The organism is Pseudomonas sp. S37 (assembly GCF_016658545.1).
Lineage (GTDB): Bacteria > Pseudomonadota > Gammaproteobacteria > Pseudomonadales > Pseudomonadaceae > Aquipseudomonas.
Window position 1 is genome coordinate 13,334 of the sequence record NZ_JACVZC010000066.1, and the last position, 19,737, is coordinate 33,070.

At 69.0% G+C, this 19,737-nt stretch carries 9 protein-coding genes; all 9 read left to right on the top strand.

All coding sequences use genetic code 11. The features are described 5' to 3' along the window. The first annotated feature begins 101 nt into the window (after positions 1-101). The 9 genes from IAE39_RS18815 to IAE39_RS18855 all read left to right on the top strand — a co-directional run bounded on the left by IAE39_RS18815 (position 102) and on the right by IAE39_RS18855 (position 19,542). Positions 102-4,412, top strand: coding sequence for a non-ribosomal peptide synthetase (locus IAE39_RS18815; RefSeq protein WP_201205305.1), 4,311 nt, complete (start codon positions 102-104; stop codon positions 4,410-4,412). Next, positions 4,409-9,844 (top strand): non-ribosomal peptide synthetase, encoded by a 5,436-nt coding sequence (locus tag IAE39_RS18820; RefSeq protein ID WP_201205307.1) that lies wholly within the window; start codon positions 4,409-4,411, stop codon positions 9,842-9,844. Before IAE39_RS18815 ends, IAE39_RS18820 begins: the two co-directional genes overlap by 4 nt. Next, positions 9,841-10,878, top strand: a complete 1,038-nt coding sequence (locus IAE39_RS18825; RefSeq protein WP_201205309.1) for a Gfo/Idh/MocA family oxidoreductase — start codon at positions 9,841-9,843, stop codon at positions 10,876-10,878. Before IAE39_RS18820 ends, IAE39_RS18825 begins: the two co-directional genes overlap by 4 nt. Then, the gene (locus IAE39_RS18830) at positions 10,875-12,614 is read left to right on the top strand and encodes an ABC transporter ATP-binding protein (RefSeq protein WP_201205311.1); all 1,740 of its coding nucleotides are present in this window, start codon (positions 10,875-10,877) and stop codon (positions 12,612-12,614) included. Before IAE39_RS18825 ends, IAE39_RS18830 begins: the two co-directional genes overlap by 4 nt. Next, a complete protein-coding gene (locus IAE39_RS18835) occupies positions 12,611-14,290 on the top strand; it encodes an ATP-binding cassette domain-containing protein (RefSeq protein ID WP_201205313.1) in 1,680 nt (559 codons plus the stop codon). Before IAE39_RS18830 ends, IAE39_RS18835 begins: the two co-directional genes overlap by 4 nt. A gap of 103 nt (positions 14,291-14,393) precedes the next feature. Further along, positions 14,394-16,532 (top strand): TonB-dependent siderophore receptor, encoded by a 2,139-nt coding sequence (locus tag IAE39_RS18840; protein WP_236548692.1) that lies wholly within the window; start codon positions 14,394-14,396, stop codon positions 16,530-16,532. Beyond that, positions 16,532-16,810 (top strand): hypothetical protein, encoded by a 279-nt coding sequence (locus IAE39_RS18845; RefSeq protein WP_201205315.1) that lies wholly within the window; start codon positions 16,532-16,534, stop codon positions 16,808-16,810. The genes IAE39_RS18840 and IAE39_RS18845 overlap by 1 nt, the downstream gene beginning before the upstream one ends. Further along, a complete protein-coding gene (locus IAE39_RS18850) occupies positions 16,807-18,309 on the top strand; it encodes a PepSY-associated TM helix domain-containing protein (protein WP_201205317.1) in 1,503 nt (500 codons plus the stop codon). Before IAE39_RS18845 ends, IAE39_RS18850 begins: the two co-directional genes overlap by 4 nt. A 12-nt stretch (positions 18,310-18,321) precedes the next feature. Then, entirely contained in the window at positions 18,322-19,542 is a 1,221-nt protein-coding gene (locus IAE39_RS18855) for a RhtX/FptX family siderophore transporter (RefSeq protein ID WP_201205318.1), read from the top strand. The last annotated feature ends 195 nt before the right edge of the window (positions 19,543-19,737 follow it).

Sequence of the window (19,737 nt, forward strand, 5' to 3'; positions counted from 1 at the left end):
GCACGTTCTGAAAAGCTTCCTGAGATAGAGTCTCAATTGATAACGCCTTGCATCTTTGCCAGGCAAACAGACTCTTTTCGACCGGGTACAGGAAGCTTCTCATGAGCGAGCTGACAACAGCAGACATCACCGCGGCCAACCCGCTTCGCCCTTGGTTGCTTGAACAGTTGGCGCCCTTGCTGGGTGCCACCGTGGCAGAAATCGACAGCCTGGGTGACCAGGAAAACCTGCTGGGCTGCGGGCTGGACTCAATCCGCCTGATGTACCTGCAAGAGCGCTTGCGCAGCCACGGGCTGCAGGCCGACTTCGCCCAGCTGAGCGCCGAGCCCAGCGTGGCGGCCTGGCTGGCGCTGCTGCATGGGCAGGCGCTGCAGGCGCCCACGGCCGCGATCACCGCAGCCCTGCCGGAGGAGGGGCAAAGCTTCGAGCTTAGCGCGGTGCAGCAGGCCTACTGGCTGGGGCGTGGCCCCGCCGAAGTGCTGGGCAACACCAGCTGCCACGCCTGGCTTGAGTTCGACTGCCAGGGCATCGAGCCGCCGCGCCTGGCCGAGGCGGTGCGCTGCGTGCAGGCACGCCACCCGATGCTGCGTGCCAGTTTCAACGATGGCCTGCAGACCATTTTGCAGGCGCCCGAGGTGCAGGTTTTCGACCATCAGGACTGGCGCGGGTTGCCGCTGCAGGCTGCGCAACAGGCCTGGGCCGAACTGCGCCACTGGCGTTCGCACCAGTGCCTGGCGGTGGAGGCGGGGCAGGTGATGCTGGTTGGGCTGGTGCAGTTGCCCGAGGGCCGCGACCGGGTGTGGCTGAGTGTCGACCTGCTGGCGGCGGACGTGGAAAGCCTGCGCCTGCTGATGGCCGAACTGGGCCAGGCGTACCGTGGCGCAAGTGAATTGCCGCCGCCGCCAGCCCTGCACTTCGCCGACTACCTCAGCCGCCGCCAGCAGCGCCGCGCCGAAGCCTGGGCGCGTGACCGCGACTATTGGTGCCAGCGCCTGGCGCAGTTGCCCGATGGCCCGGCGCTGCCGCTGGCCTGCGCCCCCGAATCGATCCGCGAGCCGCGCTTCAGCCGCCAGTCGCTGCTGCTCAGCGCCGCCGAAGCCGAACGCTTGCAGGCGCAAGCCACCCGCCACGGGCTGACCTTGTCGTGCGTGTTCGCCACCGCCTTTACCGCCGTGCTGGCGCGCTGGAGCGGGCAGGCGCAGTTGCTGCTCAACGTGCCGCTGTTCGACCGCCACGACGACCACCCGGATATCGGGCGGGCCATTGCCGACTTCACCACGCTGCTGCTGGTGGCGTGCACCGATGCCCCGCAACTGCCGTTCGCCGAGGCGGCGCGGCAGTTCCAGCAGCGGCTGCATGCCACCATCGACCGTTCTGCCTTCCCGGCCCTTGAGGTGCTGCGCGAAGGGCGGCGCCAGGGGCATCCGCGTTCGGCGCCGGTGGTGTTCTCCAGCAACCTCAACGAAGCCGGCTTCGTACCCGCAAGCTTTCGCGAGGTGTTCGGCGAACTGCACAGCATGATTTCGCAAACCCCACAGGTGTGGCTCGACCACCAGTTGTACCGGGTCGAGGATGGCCTGCTGCTGGCCTGGGACAGCGTTGACGGGCTGTTCGCCGACGGCGTGCTGGCGGCCATGTTCCAGGCGTATGACGCGCTGCTGCGGCGCCTGGCCGACAGTGACTGGCAACTGCCGCAACCGCTGCCGTTGCCGCTGGCGCAACAGGCGCGCCGCGACCTGCAGAACAGCGTGCCGGCCGTGGCCCCGGCGCGGGGCCTGCTCGACGACTTCTTCCGCCAGGCTGCCAGCCAGCCCCACGCCCCGGCGCTGAGCTGTGGCGCGCAGCACTGCACGTATGGCGAACTGGCAACCCGTGCGCTGCGCGTGGCCGCCGGCCTGCTGGCGGCCGGGATGCGCCAGGGTGATGCGGTTGAAGTCTGCCTGCCACGCGGGCTGGACCAGGTGGTGGCGGTGTTCGGGGTGCTGGCGGCGGGTGGCTGCTACGTGCCTATCGACACCGCGCAGCCGCCTGCGCGGCGCAGCCTGATCGAGGCGGCGGCCGGCATCAGCCTGGTCATCGCCGAGCAGGCGCCGCAGGCCACGCCGGGCAACCCGCCGCTGCGCTGCCTGCCACTGGCACAGCTGGAACAGGCTGCGCCTTTGCCGGCCGCGCGCCAGGTGGCGCCACAGGCCAGCGCCTACGTGATCTACACCTCGGGCTCGACCGGCGTACCCAAAGGTGTGGAGGTCAGCCATGGCGCCGCGATCAACACCCTCGACGCCGTTCAGGCCGAGCTTGCGGTCGGGCCTTGCGACTGCCTGCTGGCGGTCTCCGCGCTGGACTTCGACCTGTCGGTGTATGACCTGTTCGGTGTGCTGGGCCAGGGCGCCCGCGTGGTCTTGCTGCAACCCGAAGAAACCCGCGACGCGGCGCGCTGGGCCCAGCTGATAGCCGAGCATCGGGTAACGCTGTGGAACTCGGCGCCAGCGCTGCTGGAAATGGCACTCGGCATCGCCGAGGGCCAGCGCCACTACCAGAGCCTGCGCGCGGTGCTGTTGTCGGGTGACTGGATCGCCCTCGACCTGGCGGCGCGCCTGCGCCGGCACGCCGGTGCGCAGTGCCGGGTGTACGGGCTGGGCGGGGCCACCGAGGCCGGGGTCTGGTCGAACCTGCACCGTATCGACGAGGTGCCGGGGCACTGGGCCTCGATCCCTTATGGCAAGCCGCTGGCTGGCCAGGCCTATCGCGTGGTCGACGACAGCGGCCGCGATGTGCCCGACCAGGTGGCGGGGCAGTTGCTGATCGGCGGCGCCAGCCTGGCGCGCGGCTACCGCAACGACCCACAGCTGACCGCGCAGCGCTTTCGCTGCGACGAGCGCGGGCGCTGGTACCACACCGGCGACCGTGGGCGTTTCTGGGGTGACGGTACGCTTGAGTTTCTGGGGCGGGTCGACCAGCAGGTCAAGCTGCGTGGCCAGCGCATCGAGCTGGGCGAAATCGAAGCGGCGCTGGGCGCCCATGCGCGGGTCGAAAGCGCCTGTGCGGCGGTGTTGCCTGGCGCGGTTGCCAGCCTGGCCGCGGTGCTGGTGACCCATGCCGCGCCGGTTGCGGTTGCGGCGGATGCCTTGCAAGGGCCATCGCTGCTCCAAGACACGGCAGCTGCCGAAGCGCGGGTGACCGCCGAAGTGCTGCAGCGCCTGTTGCAAGGCCAGGTACTGCCTGCGCGGCCAGTGCTGGACACCTGGCGGCGCTGGCTGCTGGGGCCTGCCGACGGCCTGCCAACGCTGGGCGAGGCGTTGGGCGAGCTGGGCTGGCGCCAGGCCGATGTGCAGGCCATGGTCGGCACGCTGCAGGCGTTGCTGCAAGGCGATGGCAACCTGGCCCAGGTGCTGTTCGACCCCTTGCTGGCGCCCCAGGCCATGGCCCTGAACTTGCCGGCCGGGCGCCAGGTGCTGGATGCCATGGGCCAGGCGCTGCAAGGCCTGCGCCCGGCGCAGGGCGGTACGCTGAAGGTTGCGGTGCTGGATGCACGCGCCGGCCAGTTGCTCGACCACCTCGGCCACGATGGCTTGCAACTGACGCTGTTCGACACCAGCGCCGGCCTGTTGCGCGCGGCCACCGACAGGCACCCCGGGGTGACCAGCCAGTGGCTGCAGGACGGGCTGCTAGCCGCTGAGCATTGGGCCGCTTACGACCTGGTCATCAGTTTTGCCGCGTTGCACAGCCATGCGCAGCCGGCCGACGGCCTGAGCCTGGCGCGTACGTTGCTCAAACCGGGTGGCCAGTTGCTGCTGGCCGACCTGCTGCGCGATTCGCCGTTGGCCTTGCTAAGCGCAGCGCTGCTGGACGACCGCGCCCCGCAGCTGGCCGACGCCGGGCAGATCGCCCGCTGCCTGGCGCACAGCGGTTTTACCGGGCTGCAACGCCTGTGGGGCAACCCGGCCATGTTGCTGGTGAGTGCCACCGCCCCCAATGACGCGCTGGCTGCGGCCGACCTGCAGCACTGGTTGCGCCAGCACCTGCCGCAGGCGATGCGCCCCGAGCACCTGTGGTGCGCGCCACGCCTGGCGCTCAACGGCAACGGCAAGGTCGACCGCAAGGGCCTGCAAGCCAGCCTGGCCCAGGCACTGCTGCGCCAGCAGCCGGCCGCCGCTGACCAGGCGCCGTTGAACCCGGCCCTGCAGCCTTTGGCCGACTGCTGGTCGGCTGTGCTGGGGCGCCCGGTGTGCAATGCCGAAGGCAGCTTCTTCAGCCTTGGCGGCGACAGCCTGCTGGCCACCCGGCTGCTGGCCAGTGTGCGCGAACGCCTGGGCGTCAACCTGCGCATGAGCGATTTCTACCTGCAGCCGACCCTGGCGGGCATGGCTGCACTCATGGCGGACGCCGCCACCGTCGAGGAGGGCGTACTGTGAGCCTGCAAGACTTGTTGCACATCTGCCGCGAGCGCCAGATCGAACTCTGGACCAGCGCCGGCAAGCTGCATTTTCGCGCGCCGCAGGGGGCGCTGGACACGAACCTGGCCGAGCGCATTCGCGCCCAGCGCGAGGCGCTGATGGCGCACCTCACGCCCCGCCTGCAATGGCGCTCGCAGCCCGACCAGGCGCTGCAGCCGTTCGCCTTGAGCGCGGTGCAGGGGGCATACGTGCTGGGCCGCAACCCCGCGTTCGACTACGGCGGCAATGCCTGCCACCTTTACCTCGAATACCCGTGGCCGGCGAATGTCGACACCGCCCAGCTCGAGCAGGCCTGGAACGCCGTGGTGCAGCGCCACCCGATGCTGCGTGCGGTGGTGCAAGGCAACCACAGCCAGTGCGTGCAGGCCCAGGTGCCGCACCAGGTGCTGCCGGTGCACGACCTGCGCCACGCCGGTGCGCAGGCATTCGACACCCACCTGCAACAGGTACGCGAGCGCCTGGACCACGCCTGCCATGCCCTTGACCAATGGCCGATCCTGCTGCCGGAGATCAGCCTGGGCGCCACCACCGCCGTGCTGCACTGCTCGGTGGATTTCACCCTGATCGACTACGCCAGCCTGCAACTGCTGCTGGTGGAGCTGACCCAGCGTTACCTTGAGCCGGACCGCTACTGGCCGGCGCTGGAAGCCACCTTTCGCGATTACCTTCAGCACGAGCAGCAGGCGCGCGAAAGCGCCACCTGGCAAGCGCACAAGGCCTGGTGGCTGGCCCGCCTGGAGCAGTTGCCCGCGCGCCCCGACCTGCCATTGAGCGAGGATGCCGGCATTGCCTCGGTGCGCTTTGTCCACCACCACGCCAGCCTGACCCCGGCGCAATGGAATGCCTTGTGCACCCTGGCCAGCGCCCAGGGCCTGAGTGCCGCCGGGGTGACCCTGGCAGCATTTGCCGAGGTAATCGGGCGCTGGAGCCAGAACCCGGACTTCTGCCTCAACCTTACCGTGCTCAACCGCCCCGACCTGCACCCGCAACTGGCCCAGGTGTTGGGTGACTTCACCGCGTTGAGCCTGCTGGAGGTGCGTGGCGGTGCCGGGGCAACGTTCGTGCAGCGGGCGCGGCGCATCGGTGCCCAGCTGTTCGATGACCTCGACCACGGCAGTTTTACCGGGGTCGAGGTACTGCGTGAACTGGCGCGCCTGCAGGGGCGTGGCGCCGACCTGATGCCGGTGGTGTTCACCAGTGGCATCGGCAGTGTCGAACGCCTGTTGGGCGACTCGGCGCGCCTGCTGCAGCCGCCCAGCTACATGGTCAGCCAGACGCCCCAGGTGTGGGTCGACTGCCAGGTCAGCGACCAGTACGGCGGCTTGCAGGTCGGCTGGGACGAGCGCGTCGGGGTGTTGCCGGCCGGCATGGTGGCGCAAATGTTCCAGGCCTACGTCAGCCTGCTGCAGCGCCTGGCCGAGGATGCGCAGGTGTGGCAGGCGCGCGGCGATATCGTGCTGCCGCAACAGCGCCCGGTGCCGGCGTTGCACGCGGCGGCCGAGGACCGCAACATCGCCAGCGGTTTCGCCGCGCAGGCACTGCGCACCCCGGATGCACCAGTGGTCACTGACCGCGCTGCCACCTACAGTTACCGCCAGGTCGCCCAGTACGCCGAAGCCGTGCGCATGGCGCTGGAAGGCCTGGGCGTGGCGCCCGGTGCCCGGGTAGGCGTGCTGCTGCCCAAGAGCGCCTGGCAATTGATGGCGGTGCTGGGCATCAACCAGCTGGGTGGCGCCTACGTGCCCATCGACATCCGCCAGCCGGCCTTGCGCCGTGAAACCTTGCTGCGTGACGCTGGCCTGGCCGCTGTCGTGACCCTGCACGGCGAGGCACTGCCGGCCGGGCTTGCGCTGGCGCAGGTCGCCATCGACAGCCTCAGCCCCGTCGGCCACTGGCCGACCCGCACACCGTGGCCGGTGCAGGCCGGCGACCTGGCCTACATCATCTATACCTCAGGCTCCACTGGCACGCCCAAGGGCGTAATGCTCAGCCATGGCGCGGTGGTCAATACCCTTGACGACATCAACCGGCGCTATGGCGTCGGTGCCGATGACCGGGTGCTGGGGCTGGCGGAGTTGAGCTTCGACCTGTCGGTCTACGATTTCTTCGGCGCTACGGCCGTGGGCGCGCAGGTCGTGTTGCCGGACCCAGGGCGCGGCGCCGACCCGTCGCACTGGGCCGAGCTGATGCGCGCGCACCAGGTCACGCTGTGGAACTCGGTACCGGCCCAGGGCCAGATGCTGATCGACTACCTCGAAACCGAGCCGGCCAGCTTCCCCGGCCCACGCTGCGTGATGTGGTCCGGCGACTGGATTCCAACCACCTTGCCGACCCGCTGGTGGCAACGCTGGCCAGACAGCCGGCTGTACAGCCTGGGCGGCGCCACCGAAGCGGCGATCTGGTCGGTGGAACATGCCATTCGCCCGTCCGACACCGCCTTGCCGAGCATCCCTTACGGGCGTGCCCTGGCCGGCCAGACCCTGGAGGTGCTCGACAGCCAGGGCCGGCAGTGCCCGTTGGGTGTACGGGGTGAAATCCATATCGGCGGCCTGGGCCTGGCCCTGGGCTACGCCGAAGACCCACAACGCAGCGCCGAGCGCTTCATCACCCATGCCAGCGGGCGACGCCTGTATCGCACCGGGGACCAGGGGCGCTACCTCGATGCCGATGGCCTGATCGAATTCCTCGGTCGCCAGGATGACCAGGTGAAAATCCGCGGCCACCGCATCGAGCTGGCGGAAATCGACGCAGGCTGGCTGGCCCACCCCCAACTGGCGGCCAGTACCACGGTGCTGGTGGGTGAGCGGCACGAACGCTCGCTGTGCAGTTTTGTCACGCTGCACAACACGCCCGACGATGCGCCGGGCGTGCAGGCCGAGCTGACCGAGGTGCTGGCCCAGGCGCGGCACACCCTGGAACAGGCAGACTTCGGCCCCCCGCAGCACATTGCTGCAGCACTGGCGGCGCTTGACCAGGCCGCGGACTGGTCGCTGCTGCACTGGCTGGCCGGCAGCGGCCTGCTGGCCGTCGACCGCGACCTGAGCCTTGCGGCTCTGGCCGAGGCGCTGCAACTGGAAGCTGGCCAGCAGCGGCTGCTGCACCACTGGCTGACCTTGCTGACCGAAAGCGGCTACCTGCAGCAGCAGGGCAGTGGCTGGCGCTGCCAGGTCGACCCCAACGCCTGCGACCGGCTGGCGGCCTGGGCCCGGTTTGCCGAGCTGGCGCCGGCAAACCTGTGGCCGACCGAGCTGGTGGGCTACCTGCGCGACAGCGCCCTGTGCCTGGGTGAGCAGTTGCAGGGCCAGGTAAGCCCGGCCAGCCTGATGTTCCCACAGGGTTCGGCACATATCGCCGAGGCCATGTACAGTCGCGGCCAGCATGCGCAGGTATTGCACCAGGCCATGGCCGAGGCGATCGCCGCCATCGTCGCCCGCGACGGCCAGCGCAGCTGGCGCATTCTGGAGGTCGGTGCCGGCACCGGTGCGGCCAGTGCCGCGATCATTCCGGCGCTGGCGCCGCTGGTGGCCAGCGGGGTGCAGGTGGACTACCTGTTCTCCGACGTGTCCAGCTACTTCCTCAATGCCGCCCGCGAACGCTTCGCCGCTTACCCCTGGGTGCGCTTTTTGCCGTTCGACATGAACAAGCCGGCCTGCGAGCAGGGCCTGGCGGCCGGCTCGCTCGACCTGGTGGTCAGTTCCGGGGCCCTGAACAACGCACTGGATACACCGGCCCTGCTGGCCGGGCTGCGCCAGCTGCTCACGGCCGATGCCTGGCTGGTGATCCAGGAGCTGACCCGCGAGCACCGTGAAATCAGCATCAGCCAGAGCCTGATGATGGAAACCCCGCTGGACCTGCGTGCCAGCAGCGGGCAACTGTTCGTGCATCGCCAGCAATGGCTGGATTGGCTGCAGGCCGAGGCGGGCGACCATGCCCAGGCCCTGGGCTCGGAGCACAGTACCTTGTCGCTGCTGGGTTATGACGTGCTGGTGGCGCGGCTGAAGACCGACCGGCCACGGCTGTCGAGCCAGACCCTGTTGGCGTTCATCGCCGAGCGCGTGCCGCGCTACATGGTACCGGCCCAGGTGCGCGTGCTCGACCGCCTGCCGGTTACTGCCAACGGCAAGATCGACCGCCGCGCGCTGACCACCCAGGCGCAGCAACGGCCACTGGCGCCACCACGCCAGCCCCGCAGCGAGGTGCGCGATGAGCTGGTGCTGCGCCTGATCGGCCACTGGGAACGGGTGCTCGATTGCCGCGACCTGGGGCCGGAGCAGGACTTTTTCGCCGCCGGTGGCGACTCGCTGTTGATCGCCCAGCTGATTGCCGGCCTGCGTGAGCACGAGCCGCTGGCCGGCGCGCAGCCCTTCGACCGGTTGTTGCGCTGGGCCTTGAGCCAGCCGACCCCGGCAGGCCTGGCGCAGCGGCTGCGCAGCAGCGATAGCGGCATTGCCGGTGCCGGTGAGCCGTTGCCTGCCGCGCACAGCACGGTTCATAGCCCGGCGCAGGGCGCCGCACACGGCTGCCGTGCGCCACTGCGCGGCCGGCTGCGGGCAGATGCGCTGAGCGAACTGGCGCAAGGCGAGGGCACTGCGCGGGTACTGGTGCACGAAGGGCTCGGTACGCTGTTGCCCTACCGCACCCTGATCGCCGAACTGGCGGGCCACGGTCCGCTGCTGGGGCTGGCGGTGCACGACAGCGAAGACTACCTGCGCCTGCCCGCACAGCACGTCAATGCCACGCTCGGCAAACGCTATGCCCAAGCCTTGTGGGACAGCGGTCGGCGCCGTTTCGACCTGCTGGGTTATTGCTCCGGGGGCCTGGTGACCCTGGAACTGGCCAAGGCGCTGCTGCAGTTGGGCGCCGAAGTCGGGCAGGTGGATATTGTCTCCAGCTACCGCATCCCTTACCGGGTAGACGACGAATTGCTGATCCTGCACAGCTTTGCCGCCACCCTCGGCCTGGATGCCCAGGCCCTTGGCCTGCCCAGCGCCGAGCAGTTGCATGGCGCTGTGACCCGGCAGTTGCAGGCCACGCCCGCTCACCTGGCTGCCGGCAGCCTCGGCCAGGCCCTGGCGCAGTTCGATGTGGCGCAGCTGAAGGCCCGTGTACTGGCTGCCGCCAACGGTATTGCCGATGCCCAGCTGTATCGGGTGTTCGCCCATTCCGTGCAGGCCAGCCATTACGTCGGCAGTGCCCCCTATGCCGGTGCCGTGCGCCTGTTCGTACCCAGTGTCGGCAACCCGCTGATCGCCGATCACCAGGCCGTGTTACGCGGTTGGTGGCAGGCGGCCGCGCTGGCACCGCTCACCGTACAGACCTTGCAGGGCAACCACTTCGACTGCCTCAACGCCGGGCTCAGCCGTTATCTGCTGGAGGAACAGCGCTCATGAACCATCCTGTCAAAACCCTGGTCGCCGGCTCGCGCTTTGGCCAGTTCTATGCCGCCGGGGTCGCTGCGGCCGGGCACCTGCAACTGGTAGGTGTGCTGGGGCAGGGCAGCGGGCGCTCGCAGGCGCTGGCCCGGCACCTGCAGGTGCCCAGCTTCACCACGCTGGAGCAGGTGCCGGCAGACACGCGCCTGGCATGCGTGGCCGTAGGCGGCGCCGCCCGTGGCGAGCAGGGCCCGGCCTTGGCCCTGGCGTTGATGGAGCGCGGGCTGGACGTGCTGATCGAGCACCCGTTGCTGCCCGCCGAGCTTGAGCAACTGCTGCGCAGTGCCGCCAGCCTGCAGCGCCGCTGCCTGCTCAACAGCTTCTACCCGCAACTGCCGTGGGTGGCGCGTTTCATCGAGCTGGGGCAGCAGTTGCACCGCCAGCAGGGTATTCGCCATATCGAGGCCAGCTGCGCGGTGCAGGTCAGTTTCGCCACCCTCGACCTGCTGGCGGCGCTGCTGCAAGCGGTGGGGCCGTGGTCGCTGGATAACCTGGCACCGGGCCTGTCGGCCTGGCGCGAGCTGAGCTTGATAATGGCCGAGGTGCCGGTGTCGTTGCGCGTGCTCAACGAACTGGCGGCGGCCGATGACGGGCGCATGCAGATGCTGCAGCGCATCAGCCTGGCGACCGACAGCGGCACCTTGCAACTGGTTTCGCCCCACGGGCCGCTGTTGTGGCTGCCGGCAGTGCGCGCCCCGCAAGAGGATGCACACGGGCTGTTTGCACTGGCCGAGCCTGGCCTGCCCTGCGTAGAGGTGCTGATGGACGCTGCCAGCGACTGGGGCCAGGTGTATCGGCAAGTCTGGCCGCAGGCCGCGGCTGCTGCGCTGCAGCCGCTGCTCGACGGCGTCGGCCTGGCCAGCCGGCAACAGCGCAGCCTCGAAGTGGTCGCACTGTGGCAGCAGCTGACGGCCGCCATCGGCTTTCCCGAACCGCCAGCGCAGGGCGCACCGGCCGCGCGCCTGGCACAAGCCCTGGCGGGTGCGGCATGAGCCTGTTGGGGCCTGAGCTGCGGGCGCTGCTGCAGCCATTTCGTGCACGCCTGTGGTGGGCGGTGGCAGTGCAGGCCGTGGCCGGGGCGGCGTCGCTACTGCCGCTGATAGCCCTGGCGCATCTGGCTGACAGCCTCTCCCAGGCACCCCCGCTGGCGCCTGGCGCGCTGAACTGGGTGGTGCTCACGGTCATCGGCGTTGCCCTGTGGCTGGGCGGCCAGGCCCTGGCCCTGCACCTTACCCATGGCGTCGATGCCGACCTTTGCGACCGTTTGCGCGTACGCCTGGCCGAGCACCTGCAACGCTTGCCCCTGGGCTGGTTCAGCCGCCTTGGCGCGGATGGCGTAAGCCGCCATGCCGAGCAGGATGTACGGGCGCTGCACCAACTGATCGGCCATGCCCCGACCGACCTGGTCAACCTGTTGATCATTCCCCTGACGGTATTCGCCTACCTGCTGTACAGCGATGCGGCCCTGGCGCTGTGGTGCCTGATACCGCTGGCGCTCGGGGCACTGGGCTACGGGCGGCTGGCGTCGGCCCATTACCGCGCCGAGGTCGAGCAGCGCAATGCGGCGGTGCAGCAGTTGTTTGCCGATTACAGCCAGTTCGCCGTCAATTTGCCGCTGGTCCGCCAGTACCCGCAAGCCGGTGCCCAGCGCAACCTGCAACGGGCGCTGCAGCAGTTCGACCAGCGCTTCAGCCACTGGGTAAGCCGGGCCGGGCACTTGGCCGCACTGATCCAGGTGCTGCTCAGTGCGCCCTGGTTGTTGGCCTGGGTGCTGGTCGGCGCCTCGCTACCCGGTGTAGGTGGCGTTGGCGGCGCACAGTTGTGCGGGTTCCTGTTGCTGGTGCGGGCCATGGCCGCGCCGGTGCTGGCCATGGGGCACGGGCTTGACGCGCTGCAGGCGGCCAAGGCCAGCGCGGGGCGCCTGCAGGCACTGCTGAGCCTGCCGCCGCTGGCCGAGCCGCAGGTGCCGCAGCGGCCCGCCGACGCCAGTGTGGAACTGCGCAACGTCAGCTTCGCCCATGGGGCGACGCCAGTGCTGACGGGGCTCGACCTGCGCCTGGAACCGGGCACCACCACCGCGCTGGTCGGGCCCTCGGGGGCCGGCAAAAGCACCCTGGCAGGCTTGATTGCACGGTTCATGGATGTCGACAGCGGCCAGGTGCTGCTGGGCGGGGTGGACGTGCGCCAGGTCGCCAGCCGCCAGTTGCAGGGCCACCTGGCGCTGGTGTTGCAGCGCCCGGGGGCACTGCGCCTGTCGCTGGCGCAGAACATTGCGCTGTACCAACCCGAGGCTAGCCTGGCGCAGGTCCGCGAGGCGGCGCGTGCGGCCTGCCTGGACAGCCGCATCATGGCCCTGCCCAAGGGCTACGCGAGCATTGCCGGGGACGATGTGCAGCTGTCCGGCGGCGAACTGCAGCGCCTGGCCATCGCCCGCGCGCTGTTGTCGCGGGCGCCGGTCATGCTGCTGGACGAACCGACCTCGGCAATCGACCCGCAGACCGAGCTGGCGTTGCGCGCCGCGTTACATGAGGGCGCTGCCGGGCGCACCCGGCTCATCATCGCCCATCGCTTGCAGAGCATCTGCCACGCCGAGCAGATCGTGGTGCTGAATGAAGGGCGCATCGTACAGCGAGGGCGGCACTCGGCGTTGCTGGCCGAAAACGGCCTGTACCGTCAGCTGTGGCAGCAACAGATGTCCCCCGCCGACCGCCTGGAGCCTGTGTCATGAGTGTACTGTCTTACCTGAAACGGCTGCCGCCGCAGGCCTGGTTGCCGATCCGCAACGCCCTGCCGTGGATGCTGCTGGCCGCCGTGCTCGATGGCCTGGCGGGGCTGGCGTTGATTCCGCTGCTGCTGGCCTGGTTTGAGGGCGCAGCGGGCAACGCGCAGGCCGCGCTGTGGCTGCTGCTGGGCCTGACCTTGCTGCAGGCGGTGGCCGGCTATGTCGCGCAACGGCGTGGTTACCTGGCCGGGGCGGGGCTGGCGGCGGGCCTGGTTGGCGGCCTGCTGAACCATTTGCCGCGCTTGCCGCTGGGCCGCCAACGTCATCTTGACGGGCTGGTGCGCGGGCCGGTGTTTGCCAGCATGGGCATCCCGGCGCACCTGCTGGCGCCTGTGGTCAGCGCCGTGGTCACCCCGCTGGTGGTGGTGATTGGCCTGTTTGCCTTCGCGCCGCTGCTGGCGCTGCTACTGCTGCTGGCCTACCTGCCGTTGTTCGGCCTGCTGCGTTGGGCCGGGCAGCGCAGCCTGGCCCTGGAGCAGCAGCGCCAGGCGATCGACCGCGAGGCCGGCACACTGTTGCAGGCGTTCGCCGAACAGCAGGCCCTGATGCGCAGCAGCGTGGCCAGTGGCCCGGCCCAGGCGGCCCTGAACGAGGCCTTGCAGCGCCAGCACCGGCTGACCCGTGCCCTCAACCGCCGCACCTTGCCCGCCAGCCTGGGCTTTGCCGCCGCGGTGCAACTGGTGTTCGCCGCCATGCTGGGTGGTGGCGTGCTTGCGGTGGCCGCCGGCCAGTTACCCGGGGCGCTGCTGGTGGCCGTGCTGGTGCTGCTGGTGCGCTTTATCGAGCCACTGACGCAGCTGGCACACCTGGACCAGGCGCTGCGCATGGCGTGGCAGGCGCTGGCGCAGGTGCTTGAAGTACTTGCCTTGCCCACCTTGCACAGCCCGCAACCGGGCCTGCAGCCGCAGGATGCCAGCCTCGCCGCACATGCCTTGAACTGCTACGGCGAGCACGGCGAGCACTTGCTCAAGGACCTTGACCTGCACTGCACGCCCGGCAGCTTCACCGCGATCGTTGGCCCGTCGGGGGCCGGCAAGAGCACGCTGCTGGCCTTGCTCGGCCGGGCCATGGACCCGCAAGGCGGGCAGGTGCGCCTGGGCCAGGTGGACATCCGCGAACTGAGCGCGCCGACGCTGGCCGCGCACCTGGCCCAGGTGCACCAGGATGGCAGCCTGTTCGCGGGCAGCCTGGCGTGGAATGTGGCCATGGCCAACCCGCAGGCGACAGCAGCGCAGCTGCAACAGGCGGCCGAGGCGGCCGGGCTGGATGAGGTGGTCGCCAGCCTGGCGCAGGGTTGGCACAGCGAAGTCGGCCCGGGCGGTGCGCTGTTGTCCGGTGGCCAGCGCCAGCGCGTGGGCCTGGCCCGGGCGTTGCTGGGTGATGCGCCGGTGCTGCTGCTGGACGAGCCCACCGCCAGCCTCGACGCCCGCAGTGCGGCGCGGGTCAAGCGCAGCCTGCGGGCACTGGCGGGGCAGCGCACGCTGGTGCTGGCCTCGCACGACCCGCAACTGGTGTGCGACGCCGAGCAGATCCTGGTGCTCGAAGCCGGGCGTATCACCGGTTGCGGCAACCACGAGCGGTTGCTGGCCACGCACCCGTGGTATGCGCAGTTCGCCGGGTAAGGCAAACGAAGCCGGGCATCGATTGAAAAAGTCCCTGAATCGAAAAGGTCCGGCATTCGTATAACTGATAATAATGAGAATTATTATCGTGAGTATGGCGCAAATGTCACATCTGCAAGGCATCAAGCGGGGCCGGACACAACTGGGGATGCTGCTGGTACTGGGGCTCAGCCCGCTGGCCCAGGCCATCGCCGAGCAAAACGGCAGTGGAACGGTGCAACTGGGCAACATTGAAATCACCGGCGAGCAGGCCTCGAGCGAGGTAACGCCCCCCGGCGTCACCACGCTCGGCAAGATGCCGCTCACGCTGCGCGAAACCCCGCAGTCGGTGAGCGTGATCGACCGCGAGCGCATCGAGCAGCAAAACCTGTTCAGCCTCGATGAAGTGATGCAGCAAGCCACCGGTGTCACGGTGCAGCCTTTTCAGTTGCTGACCACCGCGTATTACGTACGCGGCTTCAAGGTCAATTCGTTCGAACTCGATGGCGTACCGGCCATGCTGGGCGAGACCGCAGGCTCGCCGCAGGACATGGCGGTGTACGAGCGGGTCGAGATTCTGCGCGGTGCCAACGGCCTGCTGCACGGCAGCGGCAACCCGGCGGCCACCGTCAACCTGGTGCGCAAGCGCCCGCAGCGCGAGTTCACCGCCAGCACCACCCTCAGTGCCGGCAGTTGGGACCGTTACCGCGGCGAAGTGGACGTGGGCGGCCCGTTGACCGCCAGCGGCAATGTGCGCGGGCGCGTGGTGGCGGCCTACGAGGACCGTGACTACTTCTACGATGTCGGCAAACAGGATACCCAGCTGCTGTACGGCGTCAGCGAGTTCGACCTGAGCCCGGACACCTTGCTGACCGTGGGCGCGCAGTATCAGACCATCGACTCGGTGACCAACATGGCAGGCGTGCCAATGGCCAAGGACGGGTCGAGCCTGAACCTGCCACGCTCCACCTATCTGGATGTCGACTGGGACCGCTTCAAGTGGACCACCCGGCGCGTGTTCGGCTCGCTCGAGCAGCAACTGGCCCATGACTGGAAAGCCAAGGTCGCTGCCGAGTACCAGGATGCCGATTCCAGGTTGCGCTACGCCGGCGCCTACGGTGCCATCGACCCGCTCACCGGCGATGGTGGCCGGCTGATGGGGGCGGCCTACAAGTTCGAAAGCACGCAGAAAAGCGTCGATGCGTCGTTGACCGGGCCGTTCTCGCTGTTCGGCCGCCGGCACGAACTGCTGGTGGGCAGCAACTACAGCCAGGGCGAGACCGAACAGCACACGGCAAACTTCACCACGCCGGTGGGTACGCCGGTCAATGTCTATCGCTGGGACCCGCACAGCGTGCCCAAGCCCGGCATTGGCGCCTATAGCTCGCCCGGCTCGACCACCACCACCTCCAAAGGGGTCTACGCGCTGACCCGTTTCAAACTGCTCGACCCGTTGACCCTGGTGGTGGGCGGCCGCGCCAACTGGTGGGACCAGGACGCACCGGGCGGTCGCTTCAAGCCCGGCCGCGAGACCACCCCGTATGGCGGGTTGATCTGGGACTTCGCCCAGAACTGGTCGTGGTACGCCAGCTACGCCGAGGTGTACCAGCCGCAAACCGGGCAGACCTGGAGCGGCGAGTTGCTCAAACCGGTGGAAGGCAAGACCTACGAGACCGGCATCAAGGGCGAACTGGCTGATGGGCGCCTGAACGTGTCGCTGGCAGCGTTTCGCATCGATCTGGAAAACAACCCCCAGGTCGACCCGGAACACCCCGCTGTCGGGCCGACCACCTACTACATCAGCGGCGGCAAGGTGCGCAGCGAAGGCTTCGAGCTGGAAGGCACAGGCTACATCACGCCGAACTGGAGCCTGTCCGCCGGTTACACCTACACCACCACCGAGTACCTGAAAGACACCCTCAGCAACTCGGGCGAGCGTTATGCCGCCTTCACGCCACGGCACATGCTGCGCCTGTGGACGCAATACGAGCTGCCGTGGCAGGAGCGGCGCTGGAGCGTCGGCGGCGGGGTCCAGGCGCAGAGCGACTACTCTGCACAATCGGGCAGCGTGACGATGGCCCAGGGCGGGTACGCGCTGCTCAACGCCCGCGTGGCGTACCGCATCGACGAACACTGGACCGCCTCGCTCAACGGCAACAACCTGGCCGACCGCAAGTACTACCAGAGCCTGTCCAACCCCAACTGGAACAACCGCTATGGCGAGCCGCGCAGCCTCAACATGACCTTGCGGGGCACGTTCTGATGACTGCAGCCGGTCTCGGCCCCTGGCCGCTGCGTATCGCACTGGCGCTGTCGGGCAGCCTCGCCAGCAGCGTGCAGTTGGCGCTGCTGCTGGTGCGCCACTACCCGGCACAGGCCGGGCTCGAGCGGCTGTATGCGGCAGTCTTTCTGGCGCTGGCTTTTTTCGTCACGGTGCTGCTGTGGGCGTTGCTGGCGCCGCACAGCAAGGCCGTCGGCTGGCGCGCTGCTGCCTGGTTGTTGCTGTTCAGCCCTGCTTTGCTGTGGGGCGGCGGCTCATGATGGGCGCACCGCGGGGCCTGGTGCAGCGCGTGCATGCAGGTGCAGGCAGTGTGTTCGGCCTGCTGCTGTTCGTGATTCTGCTGAGCGGCGCCTGGAGCATGGCCCATGAAGACCTGCGCAGCTGGTTTCGCGGCCCAGCGGCGCTGCAGCACCAGGCGCCTCTGCCGCTGAGCCACTGGCTGCAAGTTGCCAGGGCGCATGGGCTGACAGGCGAGGTACTGCAGGTGCGCTTGCCCGACGGTGAGCGGTCGGTGGTCGAGCTGTGCGCCTCGCCCAACACCTGCGCCCTGGCGCTGGACCCGGCCAGCGGGCGGGTACTGGCAGCGCAACCCGCCGCCGATATTCTTTTCAACCTGCACAAGAGCCTGTTCATGGGCTTCCCGGGGCGGATCCTGGTGAGTGTGCTGGGGGTGGTGCTGTTGCTGCTGATCTGGGCGGGCAGTGCCTTGCACAGCGGGCGCCTGCGCGACCTCAAGCGCCTGCGCCGTGACCGTGGCGCGCGGGTGCTGGCGCATGACCTGCACAGCCTGATTGGCCGCTGGGCCGGGCCGTGGTTGCTGCTGTTCGGTATTACCGGGGCGCTCTCGGGGCTGGGGGCGCTGGGTACGCTGACGCTTGCCGGGCAGGCGTTTCCGGGGGCGCCACAACAGGCGTTCATGCAGCTGCTGGGGGCGCCGCCCGAAGTCCGTGCGCAACCGGCGCCGCCGAAGGCGCTGGACCTTGATCGGTTGCTGCAGGACGACGCCGCGGCGCATCCGGGCTTTGTCATGCAGAGCGTGACCCTGCATCGCTGGGGCGCGCCCGATGCCTGGCTGGAAGTGGCCGGCATCGCCCCGGGGCTGCCCAGCACGGCGGTGTTCGAGCGGCGCGCCTACCGGGGCGACGACGGCCAGCCGCTGGGCGTGAGTAGTGCCAGTGGCCGAGGCTTCTGGCTGCGGGCGTTCATCGCCGTCCAGCCGCTGCACTTTGCCGACTATCGCTGGTTGCCCCAGGTGGCGCCGATGTTGCGCGCGCTGCATTTCGGCATGGCCCTGGCGGCAGCCGGGTTGGTGCTCAGTGGCCTGTTCATGTGGCTGGAGCGCCGCCGACGTAACGGCGGTGCGGGTTGGCAGGTGCTGCTGCGGCTGGTGGTGGGTGGCGGCGGTGGCCTGTTGGCCGCCACGGCCGTGCTGCTCTGCGCTGGCGCGCTGGCCAGTTTCGGCTTGCTGCCCGCCAGCACGCTGGCGTGGTGGTTCTGGTGCAGCTGGAGCGCCAGCCTGCTGCTGGCGTTTGCCGTGCCGGCGCAGCGCCAACCCGTGCGCCCCCTGTTGGCCGTGACCGGCCTTGCCTTGCTTGGCGCCGCAGCGCTGCACCTGGGCGCCAGCCTGCAGCATGCCAGCCTGAGCCTGTGGCCGGTCGACCTGGTGCTGTCGCTGGGTGGCATCGGTGCGCTGTGGGCGGCACGCCGCCTGGCTGCTTCAACGCGTGCGGCACAGGCTGCCGACGCCAATCCTGTCTGATCGGAGACTCCCATGTTGGAACTGTTGAAACACTGGCGCATGGCGCTGACCTTTGCGCTGCTTTACCTGTCCCAGGGCATCTGCTTCGGCATTGCCATGGATGCCTTGCCGACCCTGCTGCGGCACGACGGGGCAGCCCTGGAGGCCTTGGCCTACTTGCCGCTGGTGGGTTTGCCCTGGGTGGTGAAGTTTGTTTGGGCACCGCTGGTGGACAACCACTGGAGCCCGCGCCTGGGGCGCCGTCGAAGCTGGATCTTGCCGATGCAGTTGCTGGTGCTGGGGTGCCTGGTGACCTTGGCCTGCGTTGGCCTTGGCGTGGCTACGGCCGGCCTGGCCGTGGGCCTGATGGTCGTTGCGTCGCTGGCCAGCGCCACCCAGGACATCGCCACCGACGGCATGGCTGCCGAACATTTCAGCGGTGACATGCTGGCGCGGATCAACGCGATCCAGGTGGGCGGCACCATGGCCGGGTTCTTCGTCGGTGGCGCCGGGGCACTGATCGTCAGCGGCTATCTGGGCCAGGCCAGCGCCTTTGCCTTGCTGGCACTGGTGCCGCTGGCCAGCCTGTGCTGCGTGGCCTGGCTACCGGCCGCCGTGGCGGTGGAGCCAAGCGCGCAGGTGGCCCATGCCAGCCTGCTGCGTTTCATCCGGCGGCCCAAGGCATTGCTGCTGGTGTTGCTGGCGTTGCTGTCGGCGATGACTTCGGTTTCCGGTTTCGGGTTGTCGAAGCTGTTCCTCAGCGATGCCGGCTGGTCGCTGCAGGCGATTGGCCAACTGGGCATGAGCGGGGGCGTGGTGACCATCGTGCTGGGCTGCGGCGGCGGTGCCTGGCTGATCCGCGTGCTTGGCCTGTGGCCGACGTTCATGCTGGCCGTTGGCGTGGCGGGGGTGGCGGCACTGGTGTGGCTGTTGCAGGCAAGCGGTGTGGTGCCTGCCCAGTCGGGGCTGATCTGGCTGGCGGTGGGGATGGGGTCGTTTGCCACCGGCGCCACTTCAGTGGCGATAATGACCGCCTCGATGGCTTTTGCCGGCAACAGTGACCAGGCGGGCACTGACATGACGGCAGTGCAAAGCACCCGAGACCTCGGTGAAATGCTGGCTTCTTCGATGTTACTGGCCTTGACCGCCCGCGCTGGCTACAGCGGCGGGTTCCTGGCTGGCGCGGTGATGGCGTTGGTGGCATTGCTGGTGGCATTCAGCATGACGCAGAAGACGGTCAGGCATAGCCTGTAGGGGGCTTGTACCGCGTCGCCTGCTTCGCGGGTGAGCCCGCTCCTACATGGGGCGGCGTTTGCCTGAAGGCTTGCGCTGCACCTTGTAGGAGCGGCTTTAGCCGCGAACACCGGCAAAGCCGGTGCCCTCGACCGTGTCGCCTGCTTCGCGGGTGAACCCGCTCCTACATGGGGCGGCGTTTGCCTGAAGGCTTGC

Coding starts and splice junctions, on each gene's coding strand:
- IAE39_RS18815 (WP_201205305.1), top strand. CDS start 102: ATGAGCGAGCTGACAACAGCAGACATCACCGCGGCCAACCCGCTTCGC.
- IAE39_RS18825 (WP_201205309.1), top strand. CDS start 9,841: ATGAACCATCCTGTCAAAACCCTGGTCGCCGGCTCGCGCTTTGGCCAG.
- IAE39_RS18830 (WP_201205311.1), top strand. CDS start 10,875: ATGAGCCTGTTGGGGCCTGAGCTGCGGGCGCTGCTGCAGCCATTTCGT.
- IAE39_RS18835 (WP_201205313.1), top strand. CDS start 12,611: ATGAGTGTACTGTCTTACCTGAAACGGCTGCCGCCGCAGGCCTGGTTG.
- IAE39_RS18840 (WP_236548692.1), top strand. CDS start 14,394: ATGTCACATCTGCAAGGCATCAAGCGGGGCCGGACACAACTGGGGATG.
- IAE39_RS18845 (WP_201205315.1), top strand. CDS start 16,532: ATGACTGCAGCCGGTCTCGGCCCCTGGCCGCTGCGTATCGCACTGGCG.
- IAE39_RS18850 (WP_201205317.1), top strand. CDS start 16,807: ATGATGGGCGCACCGCGGGGCCTGGTGCAGCGCGTGCATGCAGGTGCA.
- IAE39_RS18855 (WP_201205318.1), top strand. CDS start 18,322: ATGTTGGAACTGTTGAAACACTGGCGCATGGCGCTGACCTTTGCGCTG.